Here is a 13,663-nt window from a genome sequence, read left to right as displayed (position 1 = left end):
GAGGACAGGTTGGCCGTCACCCGTCAGGACTTCGAGGACGCCATCGCCCAATACTGGGGCATGAAAAGCGAGCAGAACGATCTTTCCAAGATCAAAGGAGCGGTCGGTGCTGGAACAGCTAGTTCCGTGCGGGCCGGCAAACACTTCGACAGCGTCGCAGGGCTGATCGCGAAGTTCTTCCTCGAAGCTGGTTACCCCAAAGATTCTATTCGGGTTGAGAAGAAGCAAGGCCTGGAGCTTCCTGGTTACTTTCGACCGCAGAAACAGTGGGACGTGGTAGTCAGTATGCAGGACACGCTGGTGGCAGCTTTCGAACTCAAAGCGCTTGGTGGCCCTTCATTTGGCAACAACTACAATAACCGAGTAGAAGAAGCGCTGGGTAGTGCCGTCGACCTCCGGCATGCCGCTTTGGCGAAGCTGTATCCAGGTGAGAAGCCGTGGTTGGGATACTTCTTTATCATGGAAGATGCCAAAGGTTCCCAGGGTCCGGTTAGTATCGCGAAAAAGGGAGCTCTCCCGCCTGAATCCATATGGCATGGGACATCCTACCAGGACAGGTTCGGTATTTTCTGCCAGCGGCTAGTTGACGAATCGCTGTATGATTCTGTTTGCTACGTTACATCCTCAAAAAACTCTCCGGCGCCATCTGAGCCGGTGGAAAAGCTTAACTGGGCGCACTTTGCGGCTGGGGTGCGCAGCAGAATTTCTTACCTGGGGGAGTTGGGGTATCCCAACGAGGCGTGAAAAATGGCCAGGAGGAGATTTGGTGCGCCTGCGGAGGCCACGGCATGTATTGCCTCTATGAGTGTGTGTCGGAGTGAAAGTGCAGGTAGTAAGAGGTCATCTCATTTGGATTCTCTGTAGCCCGACCCCATGTCGATGGTCGAGTGACTGGTGCCGGACGGGTTGCGGGAGCTGTTCCAAAAGGTGGTGCCCCAAGCACCCACCAGACCTCAGGGCGGCGGCCGGCGTAGATGCGGCGACTGCGAGGTTCTGGCCGCGATCGTCTTCGTGACCACCACCGGCTGCACCTGGGCCCGGCTCCCACCGGTGTTCGGCCCCTCAAGGCTCACCGCGCACCGCCGTTTCACCGGGTGGAGCCGGGCCCGCGTCTGGGCCGAGCTGCACCGTCTGGTGCTGGACGAACTCGGCTCCCGTGGTGAAGTGGACTGGTCGCGGTGCGCGATCGACTCGGTGAACATACGCGTACTCAAGGGGGCCTGACCGGCCCAAACCTTGTCGACCGGGGAAAGAAAGGCGCAAAGATCCACCTGATCATCGGGGAGGATTGCCTCTCTCGATGGTCATCGGAGTGAATCTGTACGACAGCCAGGCGCTGCAACCTCTGGTGCGAGGAACAGCACCGGTGCGTTCCCGTCGCGGTCGCCGACGGCGCGGGTCGGCCAAGTTCCACGGCGACAAGGGATACGACTACGACCTTCTGCGCCGATGGTTCCGCGAACGCGGGATCGTCCACCGCCTGGCTCGCAAGGGGGTGGATTCTTCGCAACGGTTGGGCCGGCATCGGTGGCAGGTCGAGCGCACCATGGCCCCTGGCCCGACCACAAGCGTTGGAAGTAGTTGACGCGCTGGACGCACCGGCGAGAGAATCTCCCGGCTACTTATCGGGCCATCGCCGGATTGGTCTCGGACCGCACCGCGAACGTCTGACAAGCATCGCGGATGGGATGACCATGCCCCACCCGCTATTACGCACCAACTCGTTAGTAGGTGTCATGGCCAGGTCAGTAGCGGATGTGGCGAACTGCTCAGCTGTCAGTTCCTGTAGGGCACGCCGAAGCTGCCTTAGGAGTTCATCGGGAAGGGTGCTCGGCCCGAGCCCTGCCTCGTCGCGCACCTTCGACAAGCACTCCCGCTGGGTCCCCGCGAGGTCGACGCGTATGTCATCCAGTAGGTCCCGGGCTGCGTAGCCGTCGGTCGATGCGGTCTCGACCATCCGGTCCAAGAACCCCTCGGCGAGCGGCTGGTCACGGGCGAGAAGCGGAAACGCGGTGAGGCCGGCGCGGGTGGCGAACAGCGGCGTGTCCAGTCCGTGGATGGTATCGACCAGCTCTTGGCCCCCTTCCGCTTCCTGGTCGCAACGCAGACGTAGGAGAAGCTGTACGCAGCGTTCCCAGGGTTCGTGGACCTCGCTCTCCTCGAGCAGCCTCAGGGTTTGCGCAGTTTCGCCGTCGTAGAGCCGGGCCAGGATGGTGACCTGGCGTCCGTCGAACAGCCTCTGGCCGAGGCCGCCGAGCAGACGTGCCTGCTCGGCGGCCTCCTGCCATCGGCCCTGCGCGGCCAGGGCCCGCATACCGTCGCCCAGGTACACGCTCCATGCCCACCGGTAGACCTCGGCGCGCTCGCTCTCGGTTCGGGTGATCCGGTCCAAGGGCAGCATGCGGTCGTGGACCCGCACCGGTGTCCCGTCACGCAGACCGCGCAGAAGCCCTTCCAGGATGTGCAGGGCTTGGTCGGGCTGCCCGGCTCGGATCTCGAGCCGGGCCAGGTTCACCACCGGTTCCAGCGCCCGGCAGGCGCGGTCGCTGGTGAGTGGGAGGTCGCCGAGGTAGTGCTCGGCGTGCTCCCAACACCAGGTGCGCGCCAGGTCCGGTATGTGGGCGTCCGAGGCGATCAGCGCTGCCCCGTTGAATGCTCGCGCCAGCCCGTTGGCGGCTTCCTGACCGTTACCTTCGTGGGCGAGCTGGGCGTCGCGCAGGATGCGCTCCACCCGTGTGCCGATCGGCTCGGCCGGTGGACGCTTGCGTGGGACCAGAGGGAACCAGCGGTCCTGATTCACCGGGCGGGCTCCCAGGTGACGACGAGGGTGGAGTGCTCTCGGTGCAGAACCCGGCGCGTGAGCGTGGGAGCGCCACTCTCGCGTGTGTAGGACAGCGTGAACGCGAGCTCGTCGTGGCGGTGCGGGTCCCATTCGCGGGCCAGGTCGGCCATGTCCTCGGCCAGCGGCCGGGCGGCCGGGCCGTGGGCGATGACGCCGAGTTCGTGGCGGCTCTCCTCGGTGGGGGCAGGGCGCATGGTCAGGTAGGCCAGGCCCCGTTCACCGACCGGTACCGCGGCCATGTCACCCCACGGGAGGCCTGGGGACACGAGGTCGGTGTCGATGGCGGTGCGCTGGACGGGCATGCGCGAGAGCCGGTTGGGCAGATGGGTCGCCAGCCACAGCCACAGGGTGTCCAGCGGCTGGCCCTTGCCGAAGGTGACGCCGCTCCACACGGTTTCGAAGGGCTCGGCGAGGATGCCGCGGACCTGTTCGGGGTGGATGCTCTGGTCCTGGTTGGCCTGCACATGAACTGTGGCGTCCTCGTCCAGGGCCAGAACCGTGCGCCGGTCGTCGCCGATATCGCCGCGCAGGGGCATGAACGTGCACAAGGCGCTCTCGAGGGAGGACCAGCGGTCGCCGTCGGCCTCGAAGACGATGGAGCGGCTCACGTCCCCAGCGATACGGACCGGGGTGATCAACCGTCCGCCCGGCGCCAGCTGATCCACCCACGCCCGGGGCACCTCGTGTGAGCCCACGGTGGCGATGATGCGGTCGAAGGGCGCCCCGTCGGGGTGGCCGAGGGCCCCGTCGCCCAGCAGGGCTTCGACGTTGGTGATGCCGTGTTCCTTCAGGCGCGTTTGCGCTCCTTCGACGAGGTCGTCGTCCACGTCGATGGTGGTCACCGACCCTTCCGGTCCGGTCAGGTGGCCCAGGAGCGCGGCGTTGTATCCGGTGCCGGCGCCGAGTTCGAGCACCCGCATGCCGGGTTCGATGGCGGCCTGTTCCAGCATCATGGCGACCACACCGGGTTGGGAACCGCAGCTGATCGAGGCACCGGTCTCGTCGTACTTGATGTGTACAGGTGCGTTGGTGTAGGCCTCCTCGAGGGTGGCGTGGGGCAGGAAGGCATGGCGTGGCACGGCGCGGAAGGCCTCCTCCACGCGCGGGCTGCGGATCGAGCCGTTCTCGCGCAGCTGGTCGACCAGCCGGGTGTGCAGTTCCTCGAACTGGGTCGGAGAAGTGGTGGTCGGGGTGTGGTCGGTCATGAGTACCTCGTGAGCGGTCGCGGTCAGGATGTGTTGGTCGCGGTAGGACAAGTCCCACCGGTTGAAGGAGAAGATCAGGAGATGGGCCAGGACGGCCCGGAGCCCTCGGGACAGGCGGCCGCGCTGGGCGAGGTCGGCCAGGCGGCGTCCGGTCTCGGTGAAGGTCTGGGCCCAGTTTTTCCAGGGGTGGGCCGGACTCTCGGGGGAGAAACAGCGGGGGTCGGTGGTGGCCAGGGTGCGTACGTGTGAGCGCAGCACCGCGTCGGGGCGGAAGGCCTCGGGCAGAGGGCGCAGCGCGCTCAGGCGTGCCCAGGTATCGGCCTGTTCGAAGGGGTCCAGGCCGGCGCCGCGCAGCAGTGTCGAGCCCAACAGGAGGCCGCTCTCCCGGGGCCCCAGGACCTCGTGGCCGGAGCTGACCAGTTCCAGGTAGGCCAAGAGGTGGCGGCTGTCCTGGTGGAAGAGGCCGTGGGCTTGTTCCAGTCCGGCGGCGCCTCCGAAGGCGGAGGTCTCGGGCTCGTAGAGGGTGTGCGTCCAGGTTGTGACGTGCCCGGATCGGCGCAGGTCTTCCAGGAGCGCGTCGATGAAGGCGCGGGCCTGGCGTGTGCCGGTGTAGCGCAGGCGCCAGTGCGGGTGCTTGCGCAGGAACCACCACCGGGTCAGGTCGGAGGCGGCCCCGTGCTGGTCCAGTGCGGACAGCAAGGTCTGCCCGCCCTGTTCGGCCTGGGGCCAGTGGGCCCATTCGATGAGTACCTGGGGGTGGTCGTCATGCTGCACGGTCGTGCTCCTCGTCCTCGAGCAGGAGGAAGCCCGCCCACCCCACGGAGGAAGAGCGGGACAGGGTGTGCAGGGCCAGCCCGGTACCCGCGGCTCCTTCCAACAGGCCGATGCCGGACGTGGCCAGCAGCTTCTCGGCCGTTACGTCCGGCGCGGCATGCGCAAGCTCCGGAAACAGTGGGGGAGGGGCGGAGTGACTACTGGCTCGGGCGAGGATCGCGAGACCGGCCTGGCCGTGGCACAGCGAGTGGTCCACGATCGCCTGCTCTTGCGGCAGGCGGGTGAGAACCCGTGTGAGCACTTGGTCGGCGGCCCGCGAACGAGCTTCATCACCCAGGGCGGACGCGGCGACGGATTGGGCATAGGCGATCCCGGCTGCGCCGTAACACCAGGACGGACGCTGCGGGCCCCTCAGGGATTCTCCGCGTAGGTGCTCGAGGGTGACCCAGTACGGCCACCACGTACCTTCCGCGCCGGTCTGCTCCCACCGGTCCAGCCACGCCAGGATGCGATCGATGGCCTCCACCTGTCCGGGGACCTCGATGCCCCGGACCAACGCGCGCGAGAGCAGGATCAGCGGCCCACAGATCCCGTGCGCGATCCCGGTGTTGGCGTGCCCGCCCGCGAAGGCCGGGTCCTCGGTACCTGCGGGGCCGACCGGGGCCCACCACCCCGGCACCTGGACTCCGTCGACGTCGGCTGGCTCTGTCACCGACACCAGGTAGGACAGCACCCTCTGAACCAGCGGCATCGGCCCGCAGCCGCTCAAGAGCAGTGCGCCGAGCCCGCTCAGTCCACGGATCGTGTCGAACTCGGCCAGAACCGGCAGCCCTCGCGTGGCGCGTGCGTGTTCGGTCTCGCCCACACGATCGCGCACGAGGTGTGTCACGGCCGTCTGAAGCCGCTCGTGGTCAGGACCTGAGGAAGGCCGCACCTGGTGTGCGCGCTCCAGTACGAAGGCGAGCGCCGGGGCCCCGTAGTACAGGTGGGCGGCCGGCGAGGCATCCACCCCCTCGGCCACGGCACATTCCAACCACGTCTGCGCTCGCTCCCACGGCCCTTCCCCGGTGCGGGCGCGTTCGATGTGCAACAGGGCCACGCCGAGCGCGCCGTGGGCCAGGGACTGGGGCCACCAGCTGTCACCGGCCCAATACCGCGCCTGCTCGGGAGTGGCCAGCCGTTCGGCGATGTGCGCGGCCACGGCCGAGGCGTGTTCGACATCAGTGCTCGTCACGCTGTACCCCCTCGGACGAGTTGCAGCAGGACGTCCACGGGGCGTCCGTGGGACCACCCGTGGGAGTTCTCCGACGGGGCTTCGGTCAGGACCGCACGGCTTTGGGACCTCAGGTGTGAACGAAGCAGGTGGAGATGGCCCGGATGTGCCAGGTCCAGGCGTAGGCGTTGGTCACCGGCACCCAGCTCGACCCTCCGGGGCAGGCCACGGCCTCGGGACCAGGACTGCCATGCCTTCTTCCACTCGTTCCACGGTCGGTCGGCCCGTGGAAGATCGGCGGCCCGCACCCGCCACCGTGCATGGGAGAGCACGAGCCGGCCCGACCGAAGACGCGGCACGAAGGGCAGATCACGGGCCAGGCCCCAGTCGAAGCCGGTCAGTACGGCGCGGCCGGCCCGGGGCAGTTCGGCCAAGAAACGGGCCATCGCAGGTGCGTGGACCCAGTTCAAGGAGTGCGGAACCACCGGTTCGACCCGACGTTGCAGGCGCCTGGACCAAAGGAAAAGCTCCTCACCGTCGTCACCGACTGCGAGACCGTCCGGGGTCAACGCCCCAGCGGTCCAGGGGAACTCGTCCACGTGGAGCACGTGCTCCAACAGCTGGGGCGTGCGGGCGACGTGGGCGTCCGAGGCCCGCTTCGGCGGGAACGAGAGCTGGACCGGCAGAGCTCGCCCCACCCCGTGGAAGGCTCGCCGGGCGTGCGCGCACTGGCCGGTCAGGCCGATGAACCGCCCGGCCATGGTGTACATGCCTCGGGAGGCACCCAGCACCGCCAGACCGAACCGGCCGCTGTCCAACGCCGCCGGCGAGGGTGAGTCCACGCGCAGGTGAAGCTCGGTGTGGTCGGGAGGGCTCGCCCGAGTACCGGGTGCCAGGTCGTGGAGGAGCTGATCGTCCAGGACGACTTCTGCGGCCCCACGCAGGGCGGCCTCCTGCGCCAAGGCGAGGAGTCGCCGGTCCCGCTCGGTCGTGATGTTCCGAGCGGGTGCACCGTAACCGGGAGGGGGACCCAACCCGTGTTCCGGATGGAGGAGTTCCCTGACCGGCACGAGGGAGCCGTGGTAGCGGTCGACGAAGCGTTCACGGTACCCCTCCCAGACGGGAAGCCCCTCCGGGTGAGCGGACAGGGCAGCCAACAGGTGCGCGGCGTGCTCGGCTGCGCTTGTGACCGACGGGGGAAGATCGACCTTCACATCCGCGAGGGCGTCCACCCCGATCGACTGTGTACCGGAGATCGAGGCCAGCTCTTCGCTGACCTTGTGCATCCGGTCCCAGGAGGCGCCCGCACGATTGCACACAGCCAACAAATCCGCGGTTTGCTCAAGGCGGAGGCCTTCCGGGGCCGGGCGGGCTCCCCGTGCCAGGTGGCGCAGGGGATCCGCCTCGGTCTGGGACGGGCTCAGGTCCGTCATCAACGCACCGGCCCGCACCATCTGAAGGACCATGTCCTCGGCCTCCTGCGCGGGGGCGTCGGGATGGAGTGAACACACGGACTCGACCAGTGCACCCCAACGGACAGGGCGGCGAGCCCGCTCGAGTGCGTGCAGTACCTCCGGGGTGGCTTTGATGCGCGCCTCGTCCGAGCGGGCATGGTCCGGCCGCCCGCACTGCGGTACGACCACCTCGTCGCCCTGGAGCACCACGGAGTGCGCGGCCACGACACAAGCGTTGGCGCGCACCTCGGGCAGCGCGCTCCTCTGGTCGGCGACCTCACGCACCCACGCCCCACCCGGTTGTAGGAAGTACCAGTGGTCCTCGCCGAACCGGGCACCGGAGGAGTCAGCGAAGTTGCCGGAGGCGACGCCGGCGATCAACCCGAAGGGGGTGGTGCGGTGTCGGCAACGCACGACGTAGCCCAGCACGGCCCGGACGGTCTTGCGGGCCTTTCGGACGTCGACGCTGTCGGGTCCGGCCGCCAGGAGCGTGGTGACGGATCGGTCCAGGTCGGTGGAAGCGTGACTGATGGCCTCGGCGAACCCGGGAGAGTGCCACACCCGCCGGAGCCACTCCACCCATGCCGGGACGTCCGAGCTCGACAGGTCGGGGTCCTCGATCTCCGGGAGGCGCAGGAGGCCCGCACGCACCATCGGTCGGCCGGTGACTCGCCACTCGGACCTGCCGCGCTCGCCCATGTGCCCTCCCGTCTGATCGCGGTCCGCTCCCGTGCGAGGAGCGGACCAACCTCGTGGCCCTCGTACTCAGTCCGACGTGCTGGTGGTACAGGCGGAGGGGCAGGAACTTCCGCAACCGTCGTCGGTGAGATTGATCAGGGGCGCTGTGTCGCTCTGCTCGATCAGACGGATGTCCAAGGCGAAAGGCGTAGCGGAGCTCACCTGCGGCTGCTCGGTCCGAGGTGCAGACTGCATTCGTGCCTCCATGGTCGAGAGGAAAGTGGGGCACGGGAAAGACTAGGAACACTGGGAGTGGTCTTGAAGGGGTTTCTCGCCTGAGAATAAATTCACGCTACGGAATGTCCGTTTACGCGTGTCGGCGGAACTCCTGGGCGAGTTCTTCGAGGAATGTCCGAGTGTGGTGGGGGTCGAGTGCGTGTTCCTGGAAGAAGTCGAAGATCTCGCGACTGTAAGCGATGTCCTTGGGATCGCGCAGCGCGAGCTTGCCGGTGTGGACCTCGATGGTGACCAGGCGGTCGTCGTAGAGGGTGAAACCGTTCAGAGGGCCGCTCGGAACCTGAACTGGAGGATGGGCGGGGACCACCCGGATGTCCACCGTGTCCAGGTAGGTCAGTGAACGGATACGGTCCATCTGCAACGCCATCACCGATGGGCCGCACAGCGGAAAACGCAGCGCCGCCTCGGTGAGGACGAACTCGAACTGGGGTGCTTGCTCGTGGAGGGCCTGCTGCCGTTCGAGGCGGCGGGCGAGAGCGCTCTCCCACTCGGCCCCGCGGCTCACGAGCGGATGCGACAGGGTCTGGCGTGCGTATTCGGGGGTTTGGAGCAGGCCGGTGATCATGCAGGGCAGGAAGAAGCGGATCCGTTTTGCCCTGGACTCGATCGCCGCCAGATCGCGCTGGGCCTCACCGAGCCCCCGTTGGAGCGCCGTGCGAAACCCTTGGTAGTCGGAGTTGGCTGCTCGGGCCAGGTCCAGAAGACGGATACTGTCCGCGCTCTGGAGCGGGAAGCCGAGCGCGGTGAGGATGTGCTCGACGTCGGTGACCGAGGGGCGGATGCGTCCGTTCTCGATCTTGCTGATCTTGGCCTGGCTCATGCCGGCGTGCGCAGCGAGGCGGGCACCGGTCAGGCCAGCAGCACGACGTAGCCTTCGGAGTGCTTCGGCGAGATCGTCGCGCTGCTGGCCGGTGTGGGCAGGCTCCAGGGTCAATCAGCCGACCTTGTAGTACTCGGTGAGGGGCATGGCGTGCTCCAGCGCCAGGTTCTTGTACCGCACGTAGGGGGCGGGGTCGGTGTTCTCCAACAGTTCCCTGCCCAACTGGGTGCCGTCGGCAGCGTAGTGCATCAGGACGATGTGTTCATCGTCGAGCAGCCAGAAGTCCTGGGCGGGCAGACCCGGGTCGGGGGTCGTGGTGAAGTCGAGCAGGTGTACCTCTTCACCGGCTTGGACGCTGAAGGCATACCCCCACTCGCACTGGAACCTCAGGTGTTCGTTCAGGGGGCTGGTGACGGTGTGGACCCGTCGCATCCTGCGACCCGCGCGAGCATGGCCTCGGACTTTCACCAGGTAGGGGTCGGTGTGCAGTTCCGCTGCGGGGCGCTCCTCGCCGGACCGCCATCGACGCAGCTCTTCCTCCTCCTCGGGCACCGTGTAGCCGGGCCGGGTCTCGAGCCGGAACCGCTCGTGCTGAAAGGAGTGGACGAACCGGCTCCAGTCCTCACCGTCCAAGAGCACGTGCGGCCTCCTCGATCAGGTGCCGGGGAATGGTCACGGCGACCTCTCCTTCGGAGAAGCTCATCCCCTCGGTGGCGGTCAGGAGCATGCCCTGGACGACGACCTCGCCCCCCGAGGTGTAGATGGCCGGGCAGTCATCGCGGTTGCAGTCGCCGGCGATCTTTTTCATAGCCACGAATTCCTCTTTCCGTCGAGCGCGGCAGTAATTTACCTTAGATTTCGAAATAAATAAGAGTCAAGGTCGCCCTGATTATTCATGCCCGGGAAATAACGAGACGCAGCGTGGAGCCCTATTCGTCGGGGCGGTCGGATCTCGCGGGTGATTCCCAGCGGCTTCAGGGCGGCGTGGAGGCACCGCCCGTGGCCGGACTGACCGACTGGCTCGCTGGCCGGGCCTGTACAGGCTCCGTCAGTCACGAAGAGAGCACGTCGAGCTGAGAACGGACCCTGCTGGCGTCGGGGTGACCGAGCTGCTCGTGTAGGGCCAATGCCGCGTGGAGTTCGGCGCGCTCGTGCTCAGGATCGGTGGTGAGGGTGGCGACCTTCTCGTGCATCTGCGCCTGGCGGTGCAGAGCCCCGTCCTCGCTCATCTGGGCCACACCGGTCTGGGCGATCATCAGCAGTGCGGACCGTTCGCCCACGGTCAGTACCCGGTCCTCCTCTGCGGCGTGGGCAAGGGAGACCTCGATCAGAGCCGACGCGCTGCGGGCCATCTGATACCGGTCCGGAACCTCCAAGCCGGCCTGGGTCCGGTGAGCGCGGACAACCAGTTCCAAGGCCTGTCCGTGGGTGCCTTGGGCGGAGAGGCCCTCCGCGAGTTTGCGGAGCTGCATGGACAACCCTCGCCGATGGCCGCGCTGTCCATGGAGCCGCACGGACTCGCGCAGATGCCAGACCGCCCGGTCGACATCACCCAGGTCGAGGTAGGCGTCACCGAGCCCTTCGTGGCCCGTGGCGATACCCGCTCGGTGCCCGGCGGCCTCGTATGCGTCCAGAGCGGCTTGGGCGTGCTCCAGCTTCTGCTCAGGGGTTTCCGCGACCAAGGCGAGGCGGCGGTGCACGATGCCCACGGCGGCTGGGTTCTCCAGCTCTTGGGCGGCCCGCAGGGACGCGGCGAACAGGGGGCGGCTGACCTCCAGTGGACGGCGTCGGTTGAAGTAGGTGCCCAGCAGGTCGGCCAGCTGCCAGGCCTCGGGCCGGAGCAGGTCGGCAAGCATCTCCACGACGGGGAGCAAGGTGGGAAGTTCGGCGTCAGCCCAGGCCAGCGCCTCTCCCTCGGTCGTGAACCACACCGTCCCTTGCTCCCGTTGAGCGTTGCGTGCCAGCCCGGCAGCCTCGTTGTCGATGCGGTATCGCCACGGGTTGAGGTGGTCCTCCACGGCCGCGGACCTCAGCCGGTAGTACCTGGCAATCCGGCCCACCCCCTGGACGCGGTCGTCGGTCGTGGCGCGCTGGATCAGGGCGGGACGGACCTGATCGTGGACCGACCACCGGTCATCCTCGGTGCGCTGGAGGACCCCGGCCTCGGTGAGGGCAGCCAGCACGCGGGCGGCTTCCTCGGGGACTACGTCGAGCAAGGCAGCAGTACATGGGTTGGTGAGGTGCCCGGGGTGCATGGCGAGGTAGGTGGCGGCCCGTGCGGTGGTGTCGGGCAACGCATCGAGCAGCCGGTCGACGTGTGCGGTCACGTGTTCCTCCTGGGGGGTGAAGCGCGGATTCGTGTGCTCTGCGAGGTAGGCGGCGGTGAGGGTCGCTGCGAGGGGGAGTCCGCCAGTGGTAGCTACAGCGGCCTCCAGGACCGGGGTGGGCGGGGGGTCGTCGAGTAGCCCGTGGATGAGCGCGGTCGTGGCTTGGGGATCCAGGGGTGGCATGTGGATACACCGGCCTCCGTGAGCGACCAGTCCCCAGAGTTGTGCCTGCGCCGTGGCGAGCCCGGCACATTCATCGCCGACCGGGAACAGAACGGCGGCATCCTCGGGGGTGGCGTTATCGATCAGGACGAACAGGTGCTTGTCGGCGGTGAGGGTGCGCCATAGCGCTTCTACCTGTGCAGGGTCCTCGGGCAGGTGCGGATGTCCGAGCGCGTGTAGCCATCCCCGAAGCACGGCCTCCGGCCCTGTACGGGACAGGTCCGCATGCAAACACCCGTTCGGCCATGCGTGCCGGGCTGCCCACTCCACAGCCACGGCTGTCTTACCGATCCCGGAGGGGCCCTCCACCCCGACCCAGAGCGGCCCGTGACGGACGGCCCAGGCCTGATCGAGGTAGGCGGTGATGCGCTCCCGATCCACGAACAGGCGGCGGGCCGGAAGCTGCCGGGGCACTGGCGGGGCAGGGTTCGGATACTGGACGTGGACGTTGCCGTGCACGTCTCGCGCCTGCACTGCGACATGGGAGGAGCCGGTGATGGTATTGGTCATGGCCGTGTCCTGTCGTGGTCTGTGGCGAGGTTCGGCCGGGCCCGAGAGGACGGGTCTCGGGCCCGACCCCTGGGACCCTCCCCACGGAGTGGGAGGGGCCCGGTTGGTGGCCGCACGCCCTGGACCGGTGGGCCGGGCGTGCGGCCGGATCAGAGGGCGGCCGCCGGGTGGCTGGCCAAGGTATGCAGCTCGACCAGTTGGTCGGTGACCGCTTCGGCCAGGACCGTGTCGGCCAGCTCCCACGCGCCTGTGCCCGCCTCCTCTACACGCAGCCGAGTGCGGTCGACCGCGCTCAGGTCCAGAATCGGCCCCGCCCACAAATGGGGGCTGATCGCGTGGACCAGTACGCGACGCGGCCCTTCCTCGCCCTGGTCCTGGCACATCGCGGTGGTCGCGCTGCGGACGTCGGGGGCCTTCAAGCGCATGCGCAAGGCGCGGTCCGTGCAGGGCTCTTGGTTCGTACACCAGGTGCCCTCGGCGCGTGTGCGGTGCATCGCCAGGGCCAGCACGCTGGTCCACAGGCCTTGCTCATGCATCCGACGCACCAGTCGGCCGGTGGCGATGAACCCCTGGTCGCTAGGGGGTAGGAGCTGCCGCTGGTGGGCTCGCCGCAGACCCATGTGCAGCAGGTCCAGAGCCTGCAGGACGCTGACCTGTTCACCCACGTGCTTCATGCGCTGGGTGCGCCGACGTATCTGCGTTGTGGTGGTCACCCTCATTTCGCCCTTTCTTCGGTGTGTGTGGCATGGGGGGTGAGTCACAAGTGCCGGGGCCCGGCTCTTTGGGGAGCCAAGTGCCGGGCCCCGGCAAGGGCGCCGCGCTACGAGCCCGGATGAGGGAGGGGCGAGCACGGCGCCCTGCATGGGGGCGGTCCCAGGGGTTGCTGGGTGAACAGGTGCGCACACCGCACCGCCGCGCAGCGGTGCTGGGCTTGCGGGGGTGTGGTGTGCGCGGGGGTCACTGCGGTCCTTTCGGCTCAGCAGGGGGTCAGGCAGCGCGGGTGGGCTGGTTCAGGTTGTGCTGTTCGGCCTGCTGGAGCAGGCCGGCCCAGTCGGAGACCTCGGGGCGTCGGCGTCGCAGGGCACGCCGTTCGCGCTCGGTCATGCCGCCCCAGACCCCGCACTCGATGCGGTTGTCGAGGGCATAGGCCAAACAGGCGGTGCGCAGGGGGCACGGGTAGCACACGCGTTTGACCAGGTTCTGGGCGGCGCCGGTCACGAACATGGCATCCGGGTCGAGGCCGCGATCACGGCAGCGGGCTCTGGAATCGGTCAGGGGGTCGGGCATGAGCGGTCCTACGGGTGGGGTGGTCGGTCGTGAT

General features: G+C 67.8%; 12 protein-coding genes and 1 pseudogene. 2 read left to right on the top strand and 11 right to left on the bottom strand.

The features are described from left to right. Positions 1-9: 9 nt before the first annotated feature. Both D456_RS25465 and D456_RS26495 read left to right on the top strand, forming a co-directional pair. Complete coding sequence (locus D456_RS25465) at positions 10-744, top strand: PaeR7I family type II restriction endonuclease (protein WP_083904511.1); 735 nt, start codon at positions 10-12, stop codon at positions 742-744. A gap of 147 nt (positions 745-891) precedes the next feature. Next, positions 892-1,552: pseudogene (locus D456_RS26495) on the top strand (IS5 family transposase); the annotation flags it as partial. A 66-nt stretch (positions 1,553-1,618) separates the two neighbouring features. On the opposite strand, the gene D456_RS0104520 reads toward D456_RS26495, so the two are convergent. From D456_RS0104520 to D456_RS0104470, 11 genes are all read right to left on the bottom strand, one after another. Further along, positions 1,619-2,800: a hypothetical protein gene (locus D456_RS0104520; RefSeq protein ID WP_017574965.1), complete on the bottom strand. Its 1,182-nt coding sequence runs from the start codon at positions 2,798-2,800 to the stop codon at positions 1,619-1,621. Then, a complete protein-coding gene (gene fxlM, locus D456_RS0104515; protein ID WP_017574964.1) occupies positions 2,797-4,821 on the bottom strand; it encodes a methyltransferase, FxLD system in 2,025 nt (674 codons plus the stop codon). Before fxlM ends, D456_RS0104520 begins: the two co-directional genes overlap by 4 nt. Further along, positions 4,811-6,055 carry a lanthionine synthetase C family protein gene (locus D456_RS0104510; protein WP_017574963.1) on the bottom strand — a complete coding sequence of 415 codons (1,245 nt, stop codon included), beginning with the start codon at positions 6,053-6,055 and terminating at the stop codon, positions 4,811-4,813. The genes fxlM and D456_RS0104510 overlap by 11 nt, the downstream gene beginning before the upstream one ends. Further along, positions 6,052-8,187 carry a lantibiotic dehydratase family protein gene (locus tag D456_RS0104505; protein ID WP_017574962.1) on the bottom strand — a complete coding sequence of 712 codons (2,136 nt, stop codon included), beginning with the start codon at positions 8,185-8,187 and terminating at the stop codon, positions 6,052-6,054. Before D456_RS0104505 ends, D456_RS0104510 begins: the two co-directional genes overlap by 4 nt. Before the next feature lie 66 nt (positions 8,188-8,253). Next, positions 8,254-8,421, bottom strand: a complete 168-nt coding sequence (locus D456_RS25455) for an FxLD family lanthipeptide (RefSeq protein WP_204366767.1) — start codon at positions 8,419-8,421, stop codon at positions 8,254-8,256. Between the two features lie 112 nt (positions 8,422-8,533). Beyond that, on the bottom strand, positions 8,534-9,397 hold the full coding sequence (locus tag D456_RS0104495) for a helix-turn-helix domain-containing protein (protein ID WP_017574960.1): 864 nt from the start codon (positions 9,395-9,397) through the stop codon (positions 8,534-8,536). Continuing rightward, entirely contained in the window at positions 9,398-9,922 is a 525-nt protein-coding gene (locus D456_RS0104490; protein WP_017574959.1) for a DUF6879 family protein, read from the bottom strand. After that, positions 9,906-10,091, bottom strand: a complete 186-nt coding sequence (locus tag D456_RS0104485) for a hypothetical protein (RefSeq protein ID WP_017574958.1) — start codon at positions 10,089-10,091, stop codon at positions 9,906-9,908. The genes D456_RS0104490 and D456_RS0104485 overlap by 17 nt, the downstream gene beginning before the upstream one ends. Positions 10,092-10,335: 244 nt before the next feature. Continuing rightward, complete coding sequence (locus D456_RS0104480) at positions 10,336-12,342, bottom strand: tetratricopeptide repeat protein (protein WP_017574957.1); 2,007 nt, start codon at positions 12,340-12,342, stop codon at positions 10,336-10,338. A 149-nt stretch (positions 12,343-12,491) separates the two neighbouring features. Further along, positions 12,492-13,055, bottom strand: a complete 564-nt coding sequence (locus tag D456_RS0104475) for a hypothetical protein (RefSeq protein WP_152442492.1) — start codon at positions 13,053-13,055, stop codon at positions 12,492-12,494. A 274-nt stretch (positions 13,056-13,329) separates the two neighbouring features. Continuing rightward, the gene (locus D456_RS0104470; RefSeq protein WP_017574955.1) at positions 13,330-13,629 is read right to left on the bottom strand and encodes a WhiB family transcriptional regulator; all 300 of its coding nucleotides are present in this window, start codon (positions 13,627-13,629) and stop codon (positions 13,330-13,332) included. Positions 13,630-13,663 lie beyond the last annotated feature (34 nt).

Source organism: Nocardiopsis kunsanensis DSM 44524, from assembly GCF_000340965.1.
Taxonomy (GTDB): domain Bacteria; phylum Actinomycetota; class Actinomycetes; order Streptosporangiales; family Streptosporangiaceae; genus Nocardiopsis; species Nocardiopsis kunsanensis.
The sequence above is the reverse complement of the archived record's forward strand: the minus strand, read 5'-3'. Positions and strand labels throughout refer to the sequence as shown.

Coding starts and splice junctions, on each gene's coding strand:
- D456_RS0104505 (WP_017574962.1), bottom strand. CDS start 8,187: ATGGGCGAGCGCGGCAGGTCCGAGTGGCGAGTCACCGGCCGACCGATG.
- D456_RS0104480 (WP_017574957.1), bottom strand. CDS start 12,342: ATGACCAATACCATCACCGGCTCCTCCCATGTCGCAGTGCAGGCGCGA.
- D456_RS25455 (WP_204366767.1), bottom strand. CDS start 8,421: ATGCAGTCTGCACCTCGGACCGAGCAGCCGCAGGTGAGCTCCGCTACG.
- D456_RS0104485 (WP_017574958.1), bottom strand. CDS start 10,091: ATGAAAAAGATCGCCGGCGACTGCAACCGCGATGACTGCCCGGCCATC.
- D456_RS0104470 (WP_017574955.1), bottom strand. CDS start 13,629: ATGCCCGACCCCCTGACCGATTCCAGAGCCCGCTGCCGTGATCGCGGC.